Origin of the sequence: Oceanococcus sp. HetDA_MAG_MS8 (assembly GCA_019192445.1) — a bacterium.
Lineage (GTDB): Bacteria > Pseudomonadota > Gammaproteobacteria > Nevskiales > Oceanococcaceae > MS8.
Window position 1 is genome coordinate 364265 of sequence record JAHCMK010000001.1, and the last position, 17960, is coordinate 382224.

At 56.5% G+C, this 17960-nt stretch carries 12 protein-coding genes; 11 read left to right on the top strand and 1 reads right to left on the bottom strand.

All coding sequences use genetic code 11. The features are described from left to right. The first annotated feature begins 30 nt into the window (after positions 1-30). From KI787_01410 to KI787_01450, 9 genes are all read left to right on the top strand, one after another. Positions 31-1512 carry a hypothetical protein gene (locus KI787_01410; protein MBV6628587.1) on the top strand — a complete coding sequence of 494 codons (1482 nt, stop codon included), beginning with the start codon at positions 31-33 and terminating at the stop codon, positions 1510-1512. 83 nt (positions 1513-1595) lie between these two features. Continuing rightward, on the top strand, positions 1596-2378 hold the full coding sequence (locus KI787_01415; GenBank protein ID MBV6628588.1) for a DUF3450 domain-containing protein: 783 nt from the start codon (positions 1596-1598) through the stop codon (positions 2376-2378). An 8-nt stretch (positions 2379-2386) separates the two neighbouring features. Continuing rightward, positions 2387-3733, top strand: coding sequence for a MotA/TolQ/ExbB proton channel family protein (locus KI787_01420; GenBank protein MBV6628589.1), 1347 nt, complete (start codon positions 2387-2389; stop codon positions 3731-3733). Positions 3734-3755: 22 nt separating this feature from the next. Next, positions 3756-4310, top strand: coding sequence for a MotA/TolQ/ExbB proton channel family protein (locus KI787_01425; GenBank protein MBV6628590.1), 555 nt, complete (start codon positions 3756-3758; stop codon positions 4308-4310). A 3-nt stretch (positions 4311-4313) separates the two neighbouring features. Next, a complete protein-coding gene (locus KI787_01430; protein ID MBV6628591.1) occupies positions 4314-4721 on the top strand; it encodes a biopolymer transporter ExbD in 408 nt (135 codons plus the stop codon). Between the two features lie 24 nt (positions 4722-4745). Further along, positions 4746-5339: an energy transducer TonB gene (locus KI787_01435; GenBank protein MBV6628592.1), complete on the top strand. Its 594-nt coding sequence runs from the start codon at positions 4746-4748 to the stop codon at positions 5337-5339. Between the two features lie 6 nt (positions 5340-5345). Then, the gene (locus tag KI787_01440; GenBank protein MBV6628593.1) at positions 5346-6686 is read left to right on the top strand and encodes a tetratricopeptide repeat protein; all 1341 of its coding nucleotides are present in this window, start codon (positions 5346-5348) and stop codon (positions 6684-6686) included. Positions 6687-7712: 1026 nt separating this feature from the next. Then, on the top strand, positions 7713-8903 hold the full coding sequence (locus KI787_01445) for a hypothetical protein (protein ID MBV6628594.1): 1191 nt from the start codon (positions 7713-7715) through the stop codon (positions 8901-8903). A 126-nt stretch (positions 8904-9029) separates the two neighbouring features. Further along, positions 9030-11063, top strand: a complete 2034-nt coding sequence (locus KI787_01450) for a TonB-dependent receptor (protein MBV6628595.1) — start codon at positions 9030-9032, stop codon at positions 11061-11063. Between the two features lie 235 nt (positions 11064-11298). Here the strand turns inward: KI787_01450 and KI787_01455 are convergent, their stop codons facing one another. Continuing rightward, entirely contained in the window at positions 11299-13383 is a 2085-nt protein-coding gene (locus tag KI787_01455) for an elongation factor G (GenBank protein ID MBV6628596.1), read from the bottom strand. Between the two features lie 528 nt (positions 13384-13911). Here KI787_01455 and KI787_01460 point away from each other — a divergent pair. Then, positions 13912-16266, top strand: coding sequence for a TonB-dependent receptor (locus KI787_01460; GenBank protein ID MBV6628597.1), 2355 nt, complete (start codon positions 13912-13914; stop codon positions 16264-16266). Positions 16267-16568: 302 nt separating this feature from the next. Next, entirely contained in the window at positions 16569-17870 is a 1302-nt protein-coding gene (gene phoR / locus KI787_01465; protein MBV6628598.1) for a phosphate regulon sensor histidine kinase PhoR, read from the top strand. Positions 17871-17960: the final 90 nt, after the last annotated feature.

Below are 17960 nucleotides of genomic sequence, written 5' to 3' on the forward strand. Positions count from 1 at the left end.
TTGCCAACACTCTGAAGAGAGGTAATCAACATGCAACGGTATACCCATGCATTGCTCGCAAGCGCTGTAGCCGCTGGCCTAGTGGCCTGCGGTGGAAGCAGCGGTAGTAACTCGTCTGCTAACCCCAGCCCGACGCCGACTGCCGCTCCTACGGCAACGCCAGCGCCAACCGCTACTCCAACACCAGCGCCTACGCCGGCACCGACGGCGTGTTCTGAGAGCTTCGTCAACTGCTCTGGAAACACGGCCTTCCTCGTCGGCACCATCGACAAGGACTTTACGCTGACCGCGGGCGTGAACTGGGTCATCTCCGGTACGGTGACCGTCGGTGAGGGCAACGAGCCTATTGCCGATAACGACGAGGCACAGGCACTAAAAGACAACGGTGTCACCCTCACCGTAGAGCCCGGCACAGATGTCCGTGCCACCGGTAACGGTATTCTGGTGGTGACCCGTGGTTCCAAGATGAACGCCGCCGGTACCCGTGAAAACCCCATTACCTTCAGCAGCGTCGACGAAGATTTCGATGGTCTGTCTGAGTGGGGTGGTGTTGTTCTTCAAGGCTTTGCACTGCAATTCGGCGCAGGTGGCACCGGCCCTTGTAACCAGCCTGGTGACACCTTCTGTAACCTCGCTGGCGAAGGCGGTGTTGGTTTCTTCGGTGGTACCGACGATGCCGATAACAGCGGAATCATCCGTTACGTTCGTATTGCAGAGGGTGGTCTTGTTGCTGGTCCTGCTGATGAAGTGAACGGACTCACCCTGCAGGGTGTGGGTCACGGCACCACCATCGAGTACGTCCAAGTTCACAACAATCTGGACGATGGCGTGGAATGGTTCGGTGGCACCGTGAACGCGAAGTACCTGGTGCTGACCGGTAACGATGACGATGACATCGACTTCGACGAAGGTTGGCGCGGTAACGTGCAGTACGCCATCGTTGCTAAGAGCCCCAATGCCAGCCCTGTCGGCGGTAACGATCCTCGCGGCATCGAAGCGAACAGCTCCGATGAAGATTACGTTGAAGAAACCAACGGTGCACTGGCCAACATCACCATCATTGGTAACAACGTAAACAACTTCGATGGTGGTGAGCCCGGCATGCGTCTGCGTGGTGCATTGACCGTCGCGATCTACAACACTGCGGTTACCGACTTCGACCGCGGCTGTGTTCGCATCGACGATGCAGATACTCCGGACGGCACTTTCTTCTCCGATGTGTCTTTCACCAATGTGTTCGGTAGCTGTGTGGGTGGCTTCTACGAGCCTAACCGCGATGGTCCTGCAGACCCTGAAGTGAACTCTGGCGCGCAAGCCATCTCCTTCGATAGTGCGCTTGCTATTACGGAGTCGTTTGCTGAACTTGGTGCTGCTACCGCAATTCCGGCTGTCGACAATGGATCTGGTTTTGCATTCGACGCTACTGACTACGTCGGTGCAGTCGAGCCAGGTACAGCTGAGGCAGATGCTTGGTGGAACGGCTGGATCATTCCTGGGTCCTTGCCGCAATAAGCGAGCTTAAGTAGCTCAACTGAAGTGCGGCGGCTCCCTTGATGGAGTCGCCGCATTCTTTCATTCGATTGGATATGCAAGTCATGAACTCGCTGCTCTCTTTGCTGCGCCCTGGCGCGGTACTCCTCGCCGCTGGTATGGGGCTCAGTGCTACTGTCCACGCCCAAAATCTCGATAAAGTTATTGAGGAAGGCCAGCAAAAAGTGCAGGCCAACCGTGAGTCCCAAGAACGTGTCAACGATCTTGTGGCCGAGAAACAACAGAAGCTTGTTCGTTACCGGGCTCTGCTGAAGCAGATTGAAGGCCTGGAGCAATACAACACACAGCTTCGCACCCAAATTCAGGGTCAAGAGGCGTTAATCACGCGTTTTGACCGCTCCATCGCGGAAGTGGCGACCATTGAGCGCCAAATGCTTCCGCTGATTCACCGCATGGCAGACAGTCTGGCTGCTTACGTGGATCTTGACCTGCCGTTCCATGAGGCCGAGCGCTTGGAGCGCTTGGAGTTCATCAACAAGTCGGTGAATCGAGCCGACCTAGATATTGGCGAGAAGTTTCGCCAGGTGATCGAGGCTTACCAGGTCGAAAGTGAGTACGGCCGCAAAATCGATACCTATACCGACATCGTGACCATTGATGGGCGTGAAGTTGAGGTCGATATTCTGCGCTTTGGTCGTATCGCGCTGGTCGCCCAAAGCAAAGACACGGCGACCACCGCGGTGTGGAATCAGGACCAAAAGTCTTGGCAAAAGCTCGATACCGGAACTTATCGGAACAGCATTCGTAAAGGGATTCTGATGGCCAAGAAGCAGGCCTCCATTGACCTTATTACCCTTCCCATCGCCGCACCGGAGGTGGCCCAATGACTGCGTCGATGATGAAGAAAGCTGCCGTTGTGGCCTTAGGCCTAGGTGCCGTGTTGCCTTTAGGCCTTGGTGCGGAAGAGCCTGTATCCATGGACGCGTTGCTGCAAGAGGTGCGTCAAGGTCGCTTGCAAGATGCTGCTGAGAACGCAGAGCGCGAGGCCAAATTTGAGCAAAACGTTGCCCAGCAGGATGCGCTTATTGCTCAGGCAGAAGCACGGATTGCTGAGCTGGAAGCCGTCAGCGCCGAGCTTGAAGAAACCTTCAACGCCAATGAGCTTTTGGTTGAGGAAAAGCGGACCCAGCGGAACGACCGGCTGGGATCGCTTAAAGAGCTGTTTGGACATCTCACATCTGGTGCTGGGGATCTGCGTGCGCGCTTGGACGTATCGCTGACATCCAGCCAGTTCTCGGGACGTCAGGAGTTCCTCGACGCCCTGATTGCCAAGATGAACGATGACACCGATCTTCCCTCCGTCGAGGAAATCGAGTCGCTCTGGTTTGAACTGCATCGTGAGATGACAGAGACCGGACGGATTGTGAAGTACAACACCAAGGTGGGTACTGAGCCCAGCCGCGAAGTGGTTCGCGTAGGTGTGTTTAACTTGGTATCCAACGGTGAATATCTGAGCTACGACGGTGCGACCGACACCACTTCGGTGCTCCCCCGTCAGCCCGAGGCTTACACCAGCGGCGCACGTAAGCTGCAAAACGCACAAGATGGGTTTGTGGCCTTAGGTGTAGATCCAACCGGTGCTTCTGGTGGTGGCTACCTCCGCGCGCTCATCAACAACCCCACACTCATTGAACGCTGGCATCAAGGCAAGCTGGTTGGCTACGTGATTACCGTTGTTGGGCTGATTGGTTTGCTCATTGCGGCTTGGCGTTTCGTTGCTCTGGCGCAGATTGAGTCCAAGGTTCGTCGTCAGCGAAATAGCGACACCCTAAGCTTAGATAACCCATTGGGGCGCGTGTTGAAAGTCGGTCAGGACAATGCCACCGACGACATTGAGACGCTAGAGGTGAAGCTGGGTGAAGCCATTATTAAAGAGCGCCCGCAGATCCAGAAAGGGCTACCCATCATCAAGATCATTTCCATGGTGGCGCCGCTCATGGGACTGCTTGGTACGGTCACCGGGATGATTATTGTGTTCCAAGCCATCACCATTTATGGCGCTGGCGATCCCAAGGCAATGGCGGGTGGTATCTCCAGTGCGCTGGTGACTACCGTGTTGGGCTTGGTCGTAGCCATTCCCATGTTGCTCTGCCATACCTTGTTGTTCACGCGGTCGCGGTCGATTCTGCAAATTATTGAAGAGCAGACGGCAGGGATTGTGGCGCAACGGGTTGGCCGCTAAAGCCGCTTAGGAGCAGCAGAGCATGTTGATATTTCTGCTCGATGCACAGGAGGCCATCCGCGACTTTTTTGGCGCGGGTGGTCCTATCCTGCTGCTGATTGCACTGCTCACATTCATCATGTGGATGATCATTCTGGAGCGGTCTGTCTACCTACAGCGCCCCTTCAAGAGTGAATTGGCCGACGCTGTGCAGGCTTTTGAGTCGCGTAAAGACCGTTACTCCTGGTATGGCGACGCGGTGCGGCGAATGTACGTGTCTGAGTTGCGAGTTGCCGTTAACCGCAACTTGAAGCTCATCAAAGTACTCATCGCTCTGTGTCCGTTGTTTGGCCTGCTGGGCACGGTCACCGGCATGATTGAAGTGTTTACGGTGTTGTCGATTACGGGTGGTGGAGATGCGCGTTCCATGGCGGGCGGCGTCTCTCGAGCCACGATTCCCACCATGGCTGGAATGGTGGCCGCGCTGAGTGGCGTATTCGGCAATACCTATGTGGATCGTATGGTGACCCGCCGTCGGGCCCGTATCGAAGCCGCACTCCCCCGACACCACCTCGAGCCTGTAGCTCAGGAGTCTTAAGTTATGGCCCGTTATTTAGTTAGTCAGGAAGAACCAGAAGAAGAGGGTGCAGTCGACCTCACGCCCATGTTGGATGTGGTGTTCATTATGCTCATCTTCTTCATTGTGACGGCCAGCTTTATTAAAGAAGCAGGCGTAGAGGTGAATCGTCCACAAGCCAACACGGCGGAGAATAAGAACGCTTCGGTACTGGTGGCCATCAACGCCGACAATTCCATCTACATGGACGGTCGCCGCATTGATGTGCGAGCTGTACGCGCCAACATTGAGCGTATGCATGCCGAGAATCCGGAAGGTTCGGTGATTATCCAGGCCGATGAACTGGCCTCGGTGAAAACCTTTACCGAAGTGCTTGATGCAGCCCGCCAAGTGGTCCCTCCCGAGCGCGTGTCCTTAGCGACACAGCAGTAATACAAGGGAGTTGCTGACATGCGCATGATGATGGTTCTGGTACCCGCGGCCCTTATCACCTTCAGTCTACAGATGGTGATGGTGTCATTGATCACATTTGCTGATCGTGAGCTTGATAAGACCCCGCCGATCAAATTGCCTGAAATTGGCATGCCCGAGATCGAGATCAAGACGCAAAAGGCCGTTGAAAAGCCTGAGAAGCCGGAGCTCGACGATACTCCTCCGCCCGAGGTTCCTGAGCAGGCCTTCGACAACATTGATGGCTCAGCAACCGTCGGCAACCTTGGGGCAGGTGATCTAGTCGCGGGTCTAGACCTGAGTATTGGTGCTGGGATTTCGGCCTCGGACGGCGAGTACCTGCCTATCGTGAAGGTGGCGCCGCAGTATCCGCGCCAAGCTCTGAAGCGCAAGCTAGAGGGTGACGTGGTGTTGGAGTACACGGTGTCGACCAATGGTTCTGTCAAGAACCCGAAAGTGCTGTTCAGTACTGATCCTGTCTTTAACAAGGCCGCTATGCAGTCGGCTCTTCGCTACAAGTACAAGCCTCGGGTTGTGGATGGACAGGCTTTGGAAGTTCCGGGTGTTCGCACTCGCATCAAGTTCCGCTTAGGAAGCTGATCTCAGATGAAGAAACAATCTGGCGACAAAGCCTTGCGGCAGTTCTTAGCTCAGCTGTTGTTCTGCCTGCCATTGCTGGCAGCTGCCTTATGGTTGAGCCCGGTCCAGGCGCAAGGTGCTTTGGACCCGAAGACATTTGACCAGCTCAGCAAGGCCCAGCGCCTGGCTGCGGAGGGTAACCATGACGACGCCATATACATTTTGGATCGCCTGCGCGATCGCGGGCGTCTCAATAGTTATGCGCGTTCGCAGTTGTGGAACTTTTATGCCTTCATCAATGCTAGTCGAGAAGAGTTTCAGACCGCTATCGACTACTACTACAAGGTTTTAGACGAAGAGGACGTTCCTGAAGGCCTAGTGCTCACTGCCAAGTACACCATTGGCCAACTGTATTTCCAACTCGAAAATTACGACGAATGCATTCGTTTCATCGAGGACTGGCTGAGTACGGCTGAGAAGTCCACGCCAACCGCACACATCATGTTGGCTCAGGCTTACTACCAGAAGCAGGATATGGATAAAGCCCTGCTGAACGTCAATCAGGCCATTGACTTACAGCGGGCCGAAAACAAAAAAATTCAGGAAGGATGGCTACGCCTTAAAGCGGTTTTGCATTACACCGACAAAGACTATGCGGCGACCGCGGAAGTCTACGAAGAGTTGGTGAGTAATTACCCGAAGAGCTCCTACATGAAGCAGCTTGCTGGCATGTACTCCGAGCTCGGGCGGGATGAGGAGCGCTTGGCGATCTTCGACGCTGTCTACCAACATGGTGACCTCAAAACCGAAAACGATGTACTGAACCTCGCTTATATGTGGCTAGGTGGCGCCGTTCCGTACAAAGCGGGTCGCATTATCGAAGACGGTATTGCTACTGGCACCATCGAAGAGTCTGAAAAGAACATTCAGACCCTGGCCAATGCTTGGGCGCAGGCGAATGCTTACGATAAAGCTGTTCCGACATTGACGCGTGCTGCCGAAATCACGGGCGAAGGTATTTTCCATGCTCGGCTCGCCGGGGTTCACTTCAATGCCGGGGAATACGATCTGGCGGCGAAGGCAGCGCAACGCGCAGCTGAGCTGGGTGGGCTGAAGAACCGTGAGGCGAACTTCTTGTTGATGGGAATGGCTCTCTTCAACCAGCGCAAGTACGAGCCGGCCCTGCAGGCTTTCCGTCAGGCCAAACAGGACAAGTCAACCTTCAAAGCGGCCTCTAAATGGGAAGAATACACCTTGGGGGAAATACGCCGTATCCGTCAGATTGCCCAGGCGCAGGAAGATTTGGAGCGCAGGACCCGCGAAGCTTTGGAAGCGCAAGAAAACAATCAGCGGGCACTAAGTTTTTGATTGGCTTTGCCTTAGTCTTAAATTCAGGCATGAGAAAAAGGGGCTATTAGCCCCTTTTTTTCCGCTCATTTTTCGACTAAGCGCTGGGAACAGGCCTCAATCTAATTTCGCAGGACACTTGTGCGGCATTGGCCAGTCAGCGGCTGCTGTGTCTAGTAAGGGTGGGTCGGCGTGGGCTGAGTGGCTTAGTGTGACGATCAGGCGCTGACATGTTATAAAGTACGGACGCCTTAAGCTGCAGGTTTGTGGCTTCCCCCATATAGAGGTCTGTGTTCGCGTCGGCAGTACTGTCTGTCTTGCGTGGTTATCCCAAAGTGGTGGCCATGTCTGCGTCCCGATCACTGACTCTTCCAATCTTGGGAGTTGCCCGACACGTAGCCCGGTTAGCGCCATCCCTGGAGGACAGTGAGGTTCAATCCGCTACAACCTTCAGATTGGCGCATATTCACATGCAGGCGGTTTGGTCCAACCTAGCAGCGTTGGGTCAGACCTAGGAGTTGGCCCCAGGAATGACATGGTCGGGTGGTATACAGCGCAGAGTTCGACCCAATCGACTCAGCAGCGCCCTCGTGATGTGCGCGTTAGTTGTCGCACAGGCGGCTTTATTGCTGCACGGATCGACGGCGATCTCGCACGACGAGTGTCAGACCTGCTCGTTAATACGCAGTTTAGACCACCAGCCCGCATTGCCCATTCAAGCCGCTTTCATGGCGGGCGTCGTTGCCGACTCGGACTGGTGTCTTGGGCAGGCTCCAAGCTTGCTCCTTGCACAAGACACCTTTCGCTGGCCAGCCCGGGGGCCGCCCCGGCCCTAGCGGCAGAGCGTTACCAAAGATGCTGACTGCTTTTTTGCGGTGCACACGCACCCTCCACTACTCGCTGGACTGGTTCTGACAGCGCCAACCGCGATCCAGTCTGCTCCGCCGCTGGCTTCATTTTCTACATCGTATGCCGGGCCGGCGCCCGGCTCCCTACTGTTGTTCGGCTGTTCCTGAAGCAGCCTTCCTAAAAGAGGCTCGAGAACTCATGATATTGAATAGAATCGCGGTACTCCCCGCCTTGATTGGTTCCGCAGTGTTACTGACGGCCTGTGGCGGCTCTGGTGGTGGCTCTGACGGCGACCCCAACACCTTGGATATTGGCTTGCCCGGTGGCCAAAAACTCGCGTTTCTGAACTCTGCAACCAGTGACTATCACAGTTACGACACAAGCAGCTACGCCATCACGGATTTGAACCTCGCCGCGCGCACTAGCGAAGATGGCGACGTACAAAGCATGTTGATCGAAGATACCTCCACTATTGGGCACTTTTTGCACTTTCCAGACCTTCGTGGGTCTGGTGAAGATGCCTCGATCTCAAACTGGTTCGCGCTGATGAAGCCCAGCTATGTTCCGGGGTCACCTATCGATGCCGATCAGTTTGTAAAGCTTGTTCACTTGCATGACGATGAACTCGCAGCGCACTCGTCTGATGAATACGTAGATCTCGAAGAGGGAAGCCAACGCGCTGAGTTCCTGGAGAGGTTGAACGCCTTTGTTCTTGAGCAGAACGACCTGAACCAAGAAGTGGTAGAGGCATTGTCTGCGGAAGGACAAACGCTTTGCCGCGCTTATGTAGACCCTTATGTGAAGAACGGCGTTGAAGGCGGTGACGGTCACGACCATGATCATGATCACGACGGGGACGACCACGATCATGACGGGGATGATCACGATCATGACGGGGATGATCACGATCATGACGGGGATGATCACGATCATGATGGGGATGATCACGCTCATGAGCATGGTGAGTTAGTCCACTTCGGCCTGACCGATTCTGGCCGCGTCTACTTCTTCCACGAAGAAGAAGATGGCCTCGAATCCTTCCAAGGTTTCGTTACTCTGAGTGGCGTGCAGAGCATCATGGACTGCGATAAAACGACCATCTCACGGATTAGTGATGAGGCGATCTTGGTGTTTGTTCCGGTCCCTGGCAACCCCATGATTTACATGGTTGATAACCATGGTGCCGACTGGCATGAGCACGAGAGCTGGGCTGTGGCTGAGCTCAATGGCCTGACGGCTGACATGATGGCCATTCTTCCAACCTCCGCTGATCACGATCACGATCATGAGGGCGATGACCATGACCACGATGATGATCATGACCATGACGATGATCACGATCATGATGATGACGATGATGGTCATGACGACGACGGAATGGGTTCGTAATTTCGCTTAGTCCCCCATTGCGGTTCCGGGGTTATTCCCGGAACCGCACTTTTTCGGCAAGGACGCCTGGTAATGAGGTGTAAACAAGGCGCTTTAAAGCGCGCAGCATTCTGCTGTTTACTCGGTTTGTGCGGACCCGCTCCGGCGCAGGTCGAGCTAGACGATATGGTGGTTGAGGGGGAGGCCGACACGGGCACCTCCGAAGACACCCGAAAACTCGAGCGTGGGGCTGCAAATGCCACCCTCGGAAGTTTTTTGGATGATATGCCCAATGTGGACTCGGCCAGCTATGGTGAGGGCGTGGGCCGACCAGTCGTGCGCGGCATGAGCGGCTATCGGGTCAAGATCCTGCAAAACGATAATGAGGTCAGTGATCTGTCGGCCATGAGCCAGGATCATGCCGTGGCTATTTCACCGGTCGCGGCCGAGCGCATTGAGCTACTCAAAGGGCCGGCATCACTGGTTTATGCGGCGCAATCTGGTGGTGTGATCCGGATTAGTGACGCTATGGACTTCCCCTTCAAAAAGCCTGGTTTGCACGGCGAAGTGGCGGGCAACGTGCGGGCTGACCCCGCGGGCTACAATCTGAATGGGCGGGTGTCCCAAGCATCGGACACCTGGGCCTTCCAACTGAGCGCGGTCGATCAATTCTCGGATCCTTACATTGATGGCAATGGTGACCGGGTGATTGATTCCGATGTGAACACCCAGCAGGCTCAGGCCGGCGTGGGTTGGCGGCCTACAGAATCGGGCGAGTTTCAGTTCCACTCCACGCTATTGCGCAAGGAATACGGAATACCCAATCGAACCATCGCACCTTCGCGTATTGATATGAGTCGGGACGACTTTGGTTTGCGCTACATCCATTTGCCGGCTCTAAGTTGGTTGGATGAATGGCGGGTCGACCTGCTGAGCAGTGATTATCTGCACTTCGAGAACGAAGGTGGGCGGCAAGACGGTGCCTTTAGTCAGGAGCAGGCCAATGCCGCTGTGGTGGGAGAGTGGGTCACCGGCAGCTGGCGTGGGGAAAGCCGTTTGGCCTATGTGCAAAGCGAGCTACAGGTCTGTCATGAGCACGGGGCCTGCGACGATTTTCAGGATGCCGTGCGCACGGGCCGTGAGCCTGGCGAGTCGGTACTGCAACAGGCTCAAAATAACGGGTTACCGTTTTCCCATGGCAACCCTTTGCCGACCACCAACACGCAAACGGTGCAGGCCTCGACGGCGGCAGTCTGGGACTACAGTACGCAGTACGAAGTGAGCCTCGGCGCGAATGTCCTCTTTCGTGACCTAAGCGCAGATCCAGCGGTGATCCAAGAACAATGGGTATTTCCGGCTCAGCTCGATCCCGATTTCTACCGCGATGAGGCCGAGATGGGCATGAGCATGTCCGCCAGCCTCAAGCGCTACGCGCAGGCGGACAAGCCCGGTTGGGTTGTTAGCCTGAGTTATATCGAGCGGCTGCCCAGCGTGGACGAGCTATTCTGGAACGGTTATCACCACGCCACCGACACCTATCTTTTTGGTGATCGGGACCTGAACACCGAACGTAGCTTGAACTTGGACCTGGATGTCAGTCAGGAATGGGGCGCGCATCGGGTTCAGTTGTCGGCGTTTTACTACGACTTTGGCGGCTATATCTTCCAGGACCAGGGTTTTGACGAGAACGGTGAGCCGCTGCGAGATCCCTTTCATTTGAGTAATGTCTGGTTTACGCGCCAAACAGATTCGGTGTTTTTTGGGGGGTCCATACGCTACGAGCATGATCTTTCGCAGTCTCGGAGTTTGCCTATGCAGGCTTGGTTTCAGGCCGATGTGTTGGATGCTCGCCAAGCCAACGGGGATGACCTTCCACGCACCGCGCCTGCCAACACCGAGCTGGGTTTGAGCTATGAGTCGCAGGATTGGTTCGCCTCATTGAGCTGGCGTCATGTCTTTGATGCCCGCGTCGTCGCACCCAATGAAACCGACACCGATGGTTATGACTGGGTGTCGCTATTCGTCTCTAAGACTTGGAGTTTGGGTGAGCAAAACCTAGCTCTTGAGCTTAAGGCCGAGAACCTGCTCGATGCCTTTGCGCAGAACCATATTTCGGTCATTAAGGATACTGCCCCGTTACCTGGGCGCCAGGTCTTCGCCGGATTGCGCTGGAGTTTCTGAAGGACCGTACGCTGAAGGTTGCCCGTCGCGGCGGCAATTCAGTGATTGCGCACTTCTGAGCGAGGGTTGAAGCCACGGTCGAAGGCGAGTTCGCAATTGAGACCCCTCGTCAGTGTTTATTCAGGATGATGAACTCAGGTCGAGATTGGCTTAAATTCTTCGCAAGTTATGAGCAAAAAAAAACCCGGCGCTATGGCCGGGTTTTTTCTTGGTATGTAGCTAAAGCTTTGCCAATTTACTTGGCAGCTTTGCGCTCCGCAGCCTCTTTAATGACCTCGTCGGCCACGTTCTTCGGACACGGAAGGTAGTGGCTGAACTCCATGGAGAACTGGCCACGCCCGGAGGTCATGGTGCGCAGATCGCCAATGTAGCCAAACATCTCTGAAAGAGGCACATCGGCTTTGATACGCACGCCAGTTGGGCCAGGCTCCTGTGACTTGATCATTCCGCGGCGGCGGTTCAAGTCACCAATGCAGTCACCTACATGGTCTTCAGGGGTGAAGACGTCAACCTTCATGATGGGCTCGAGCAGCTGAGGGCCTGCTTTGGGTAGCGATTGACGGTAGGCAGCTTTAGCGGCGATTTCGAAAGCAATAGCAGAGGAGTCCACCGCGTGGAAGGCGCCGTCGCGCAGGGTGACTTTGTAGTCCTGCATGGGGTAGCCAGCCAGAACGCCTTCGGCGCCCATGGATTCGAAGCCTTTTTGCACAGCTGGCCAAAATTCCCGCGGTACGTTACCGCCGACCACTTTGGACTCAAACTCAAAACCGGTACCCACTTCACCGGGCTCGATGGTGTAGTCGATCTTGGCGAACTGACCAGAACCACCTGACTGTTTCTTGTGGGTGTATGAGTCCTCAACTGGCATCGTGATGGATTCACGATAAGCCACCTGTGGGCGACCGACTTCCACGTCCACGCCGTAGGTGCGGCGCAGAATATCGACCTTCACGTCCAAGTGCAGTTCGCCCATACCCGCCAAGATGGTCTCGCCGGATTCTTCGTCGGTACGCACGGTGAAAGAAGGGTCCTCTTGCGACATTTTTTGCAGAGCAAGACCCATCTTCTCGTTGCCGCCTTTGTCTTTAGGCTTCACCGCCATCGAGATCACCGGATCCGGGAACACCATGGGCTCCAGCGTGGCTGGGTTCTTGGGGTCCGCCAAGGTGTGGCCGGTCTGCGTGTTTTTCATGCCCAATACGGCGACGATGTCGCCCGCTTGCGCGGATTCGAGCTCGATGCGCTCGTCGGCGTGCATTTCCACAATGCGGCCAATACGCTCGGTTTTACCGGTGTAAGTATTCAGCACCGTGTCGCCCTTGGCGATCGTTCCGGAATAAATTCGCACGAAGGTCAGGGCGCCAAAGCGGTCGTCCATGATCTTGAAGGCCAGGGCGCGCAGGGGTTTGCTGGCGTCCACGATGGCCTTACCGCCCGTCTCGTTACCTTCCAGGTCAACTTCCGGTTGGGGCTCGACCTCGGTCGGTGAGGGAAGGTAGTCCACGACGGCGTCCAGAACTAACTGAATGCCTTTGTTCTTGAAGGAAGAGCCACAGTAGGTGGGGAAGAAGTCCACAGCCAGGGTGCCTTTGCGAATGCAGCGCTTGAGGTCCTCAATGCTGGGTTCTTCGCCTTCGAGGTAGGCTTCCATGAGGTCGTCGTCTTGCTCGACGGCAGTTTCAACCAACTTCTCGCGCCATTCCTTGGCTTGGTCCATCAGCTCAGCCGGAATGTCAGTGATTTCGTAGTTGAGGGGGTCGCCGGTGGCGTCCCAGACCCAAGCCTGCATGTTCAGCAGATCGACAACACCGGTGAATTCATCTTCACGGCCAATGGGTAGCGTCATCACCAACGGGGTGGCGGCGAGCACGTCCTCCACCTGTTTAACAACGCGGAAGAAGTCGGCACCCAAACGATCCAGCTTGTTGACGTAAATCAAGCGGGACACGTTGGCGTCGTTGGCGTAGCGCCAGTTGGTTTCGGACTGGGGCTCTACGCCGCCTGAGCCGCAGAACACGCCCACGCCACCGTCGAGAACTTTGAGTGAACGGTACACCTCAATGGTGAAGTCCACGTGTCCTGGCGTGTCGATGATGTTGAAACGGTGATCTTTCCAGAAGGTGGAGGTCGCAGCAGACTGGATAGTGATACCGCGCTCGCGCTCCTGATCCATGAAGTCGGTGGTGGCCGCGCCATCGTGCACCTCGCCCATTTTGTGGATCTTGCCAGTCAGGCTGAGGATGCGCTCGGTGGTGGTGGTCTTACCTGCATCCACGTGGGCGAAGATGCCAATGTTTCGATATTTGCTGAGGTCGGTCATGGTTTATGGGTGGCTTTGGCCGTGATTGAAAAAAAACCGGCCGCGCAAGCAGGGCAAGCGCGGCGCGACTGTTTCTGAATTCTTGGGTCAACTTTGTGACTAACCCCCAATTTTAGCATTTCCATTGGCGAATGCCACTGATCGAGGTATTGGGCCCGTATCTTGCGCTACTATTCGCCGATGAGCCCTTGCGCACTCCAACTTGCCGCGCTGGTTTGGGTTTTCGCCCCCCTGCACCTGCACGATCATCACATGACTGACGATGGTGTCGAAGGGGCCGTGTGCGTTAGTTGCCCGATTGCTCAAAATCAAAGTGCGGGTATGCCCAACGCGGCTCTACAGATGCCACTGGCTGCCGAAGCAGAGTCTTTGGTGGAGGCGATGTGTCCCCAGGTTTTGGCATTGCGGCAAAGCTTAGGTCTTGAATCTCGAGGTCCACCTGGAATGTCTTGAAATCAACGTTGTTGTTCCTGCACCCATGCTTGACCGGCTGCCCCTGCGCCGGTGCTAACGATTGGTAGAGATCTCATGAAAACTTCCGCCCTTGTTCTTGGCAGCTTGCTCATAGCTGCCACTTGGTCTTCGTTTGCGGATGAAGTCGCCCCTGCGACCTCTGGCACTCAGCTGCCCACTGTGACGGTCACGGCAGATCCATTTGCCGATCGCAGCGCTGTTGAGGCTACCCAACCCGTGACCGTTCTATCCGGTGAGGAGCTAGCCCGCCAACGCGGTCAAACCATTGGTGAAACCCTGCAAAACCAACCAGGTGTGCATAGCGCCGATTTTGGCCTCGGTGCCAGTCGGCCGGTGATTCGCGGACAAAGCGGCCCCCGCGTCCGTGTGCTGGATGGCGGCCTGGGAGTCATCGACGCTTCTACCGTTAGTCCAGACCACAATGCCTCTGTCGAACCCTTTCGCGCGCAGCAGCTGGAAGTACTCAAGGGGCCAGCGAGCTTGCTCTATGGCTCAGGTGCGATTGGCGGCGTGATTAATGTGGTCAGCGACCTTTTGCCCTCGGCTCCTGTGGAGACCCTGAGTGGTTCTCTGGGCGGACGCTATTCCTCGGTCGACCAAGGACAAGCTGTGTTCGGCCATGCCGAGGGCGGCAATGGTCGCTGGGCATTTCATGTCGATGGACTGACCCGAGAAACGGAGAACTACGATATTCCGGGTCGGGCCGAGGCGGAAGAGCATGATCATGAGGATGAGCACGAGCATGACCACGCCACGCAGGCCAAGGCCGAAGAACACCATGCAGAGCATGACGATGCGGTGAGTGGCGTTGTACCGAGCTCCGCGACCTCAACGGACACCTTTGCGGCCGGCGTGTCCTATGTGGGCGAGCGCGGCTTCATTGGCTTTGGTGCGACCTCTTATGAAACGGTCTATGGCGTTCCGGGGCATGCGCATGGGGAGGAAGACCATGAAGAACACGGCGATGAACTGGCCAAGATTCTGCGTGGGTCGGCCAATAAGGCGGAAGAGGAGCACGCTGACGAGGAGCATGACCTCGACGCTGAGGAAGAAGTCTTCATTGATCTCATCCAGCGTCGTTATGAGTTGCGCGGGGGGCTGGATCAAGGCTTCGGATGGTTAGAGCGCGCACGGGGCAGCCTGGTTTTCACCGAGTATGAGCACCGGGAGATTGAGTCTGCCGGAGCTCACGGCGGAATGGCCGAAGAGCATGCTGATGGCGAAGAGCATGGGGATGATTCGGCCGAAGAACACGCTGAGGAGCATGGGCACATGCCGACGACCTTCAGTAACGACGGGGTGGAGTTTCGTGTGGAGCTCACCCATGTGCCCGTGTTCGGGGGCTGGCGCGGCGTGTTTGGCCTGCAAGCCGTGGAGCAGGAGTTCGCCGCGATTGGGGAAGAGGCCTTTGTGCCCGCCGTGGATACCAGCAATCTGGGGCTGTTCTGGGTAGAAGAGCGGCAGACGGTTCTAGGCCGATTCAGCGTGGGGGCGCGGCTGGAGACGGTGGAGCACCGTGCGTCTGGCACCAACCCGGACCGCGACTTTGAGCTGTATAACGTCTCCGCCGGCTGGCATGCCGAATTTGGGGTGGACGAGCACCTGAACCTGAACATCAGCCATGCCGAACGTGCGCCAGACATGTTGGAGCTCTACGCCAATGGGCCTCATCTGGCCACCCAGACCATCGAGCAGGGCGATGTGAACCTGAGCAAAGAGCGGGCGTTGAACGTGGACCTGGGTTGGTCTGGAAGCCGTGGGCAGCTGCATTGCGCCTTCGATGTGTTCTACACGCGTTATCAGGACTACATCTTTGCCGAAGAGCGGCACGCACATGCGGCGGAAGAGGATCACGCGGATGAGCATCACGCGGCGCATCATGACGAGGTCAAGCGCAGAGCTGCTGCGGCCAAGGCCGAGCATGAGCACGATGACGATCATGGACATGGCGAAGAGGGCCTGACGCCGGTTGCCTACGTCGCTGAGGACGCCGACTTCTACGGTTTTGAAGTCGAAGTGGGCTACCAGCTCAGCCCCATGCTCGACATCACCGCCTTTGCGGATTCGGTGCGCGCCGAGCGCGCGGATGGCAGCGTGTTGCCGCGCATCCCCGCAGATCGCCTAGGATTGCGGGTGGACGGTGTTCGAGGAGCCTGGAGTTACGGAGCCCGAGTGGTGCGGGTGGCCGAACAGGATCGGGCGACCGAACTGGAGGGCGCTACCGCCGGCTATACGCTGCTGGGTGCAGACCTTCGCTACAGCCTGCCGACCAGAGCGGGCGTCTTGGATCTGGCCCTACGTGGACGCAACCTGCTCGACGAGCAAGCGCGCAATCATGTCTCCTTCCTCAAAAACCAAGCGCCCCTACCAGGAGTGAACTTGATCTTTGACGCAGAACTGCGTTTCTAAAACGCGGGATCAAGCGGGCGTTCAGGAGCACGGTGTGGTGCAACGCCCGCACTCTTGGGCGCCCTTATAGATGGCGGCACACCGCGTTCTGACTCGCTGATATATAACGAACTTCGGAGACAGGACACTAGCGTTGGCCGTGCAGCGCGCCGTGGACTATGGCGAACTGGGTATGCGCTTCAGGTGGTTTCCATGGGGCAGCTCCATGGTCGGGCGAATTATCGCGTGCAAAGCATGTGTCACGAGCAGCCTGCATACTGGCGACAGACGACCCCGTTTTTACTGCTCATTTGCGACCCCGCATGACCAAAGCTGCTTTGCTCACTTTACTGCGCTCGGAAGGAGGAACAACCCTCTCGGTGGTGATACTGGGCGTCATCGCGGGCGAAGTGTTTGGCCATCCCATGGCCGGGTTGGCCTTAGCCTTGGCCGGTTTGCTGGCCATGCATTTATGGTACGCCGCACATTTGCGGCTGTGGCAGCAGTCTCCCAAGGCGAATGAGCTCCCTGCCGGATACGGCATTTGGGAGATCATTTACGACGACGCGTACATGCGCTACCGGCAGGCGCGCAAACGCAAGAAACGTCTGGCCGCCATTCTCAAGGAATTTCGTGCCTCCACCGGAGCACTTCCCGATGCTGCTGTTGTTTTGGACAAAAGTGCGCGTATCACTTGGTTTAATGCGGCCGCTAACCGCATGCTGGGGTTTCAAAGCAGCCGTGATGTGGGTCAGCGTGTGGCCAACCTGATTCGCAATCCGGACTTTTTGCAGTACTTGGAGTCTGAGGAGGGCGGGCCTGAGGGCGTGGAGATCCCCAGCCTTGAAAGCCCTGACAACACGCTCTGGGTACGTTTGGTGCCCTATGGCAAAAGCCAGCGTCTGCTCATTGCTCGGGACATTACCGATCGAAAGCGCATAGAGCAGATGCGGCGTGACTTCGTAAGTAACGCCTCACACGAACTACGAACGCCGTTGACGGTCGTTAGTGGGTATTTGGAAATGTTGGTGGCAGAGGCGGAGATGGCTGCGCCGGGTCTGGAGAGCTGGGCTCAGCCCTTACGCGAGATGCGGCGTCAATCTGCGCGTATGGAAAGCATTATTAAGGACATGCTGAAGTTGGCGCGCTTAGAGGCAAGCTCCCGCGTGGCGGAGCGTGAACCCATTTCAATGGCGCGATTACTGGGGGATGCAGTCAAAGAAGCGCAGGCTTTGAGTGATGGCCAGCACACGATTCATGCCGATATTGATGAGACGGTGGGCCTCTCGGGTCAGCCGGCGGAAATACAAAGTATTGCGGGAAATTTACTCTCGAATGCCGTGCGCTACACCCCGGAAGGGGGAGAGATATTCTTACGCTGGTACGCCGATGATGAGGGGCGTTGGTTGGAGGTACGAGACACCGGAATTGGCATTGACCCGCGCGACTTACCCCGGCTTACTGAGCGATTTTATCGTGCGGATGTGGCGCGCTCTCGTGAAACAGGGGGCACCGGGCTAGGCCTTGCCATCGTCAAGCATGCTCTAGAGCGGCATGACGCCGTGCTCCACGTGCAAAGTCAACAGGGCGAGGGAAGTTGCTTTCGCTGCCAATTCCCGACATGACACGCTTAGTCGCCAGTTTATGGATGGGCATGGCGATGGCCCTCGGCGCCTGTTCGGCACCCACATCAGTCTCGGGGCCGGATGCTACCA

What these genes read in the sequence shown, in the direction of transcription:
- KI787_01410 (MBV6628587.1), top strand. Translation starts at nt 31, where the DNA reads ATGCAACGGTATACCCATGCATTGCTCGCAAGCGCTGTAGCCGCTGGC.
- phoR (MBV6628598.1), top strand. Translation starts at nt 16,569, where the DNA reads ATGACCAAAGCTGCTTTGCTCACTTTACTGCGCTCGGAAGGAGGAACA.
- KI787_01445 (MBV6628594.1), top strand. Translation starts at nt 7,713, where the DNA reads ATGATATTGAATAGAATCGCGGTACTCCCCGCCTTGATTGGTTCCGCA.
- KI787_01430 (MBV6628591.1), top strand. Translation starts at nt 4,314, where the DNA reads ATGGCCCGTTATTTAGTTAGTCAGGAAGAACCAGAAGAAGAGGGTGCA.
- KI787_01455 (MBV6628596.1), bottom strand. Translation starts at nt 13,383, where the DNA reads ATGACCGACCTCAGCAAATATCGAAACATTGGCATCTTCGCCCACGTG.
- KI787_01460 (MBV6628597.1), top strand. Translation starts at nt 13,912, where the DNA reads ATGAAAACTTCCGCCCTTGTTCTTGGCAGCTTGCTCATAGCTGCCACT.
- KI787_01440 (MBV6628593.1), top strand. Translation starts at nt 5,346, where the DNA reads ATGAAGAAACAATCTGGCGACAAAGCCTTGCGGCAGTTCTTAGCTCAG.
- KI787_01420 (MBV6628589.1), top strand. Translation starts at nt 2,387, where the DNA reads ATGATGAAGAAAGCTGCCGTTGTGGCCTTAGGCCTAGGTGCCGTGTTG.
- KI787_01415 (MBV6628588.1), top strand. Translation starts at nt 1,596, where the DNA reads ATGAACTCGCTGCTCTCTTTGCTGCGCCCTGGCGCGGTACTCCTCGCC.
- KI787_01425 (MBV6628590.1), top strand. Translation starts at nt 3,756, where the DNA reads ATGTTGATATTTCTGCTCGATGCACAGGAGGCCATCCGCGACTTTTTT.
- KI787_01435 (MBV6628592.1), top strand. Translation starts at nt 4,746, where the DNA reads ATGATGATGGTTCTGGTACCCGCGGCCCTTATCACCTTCAGTCTACAG.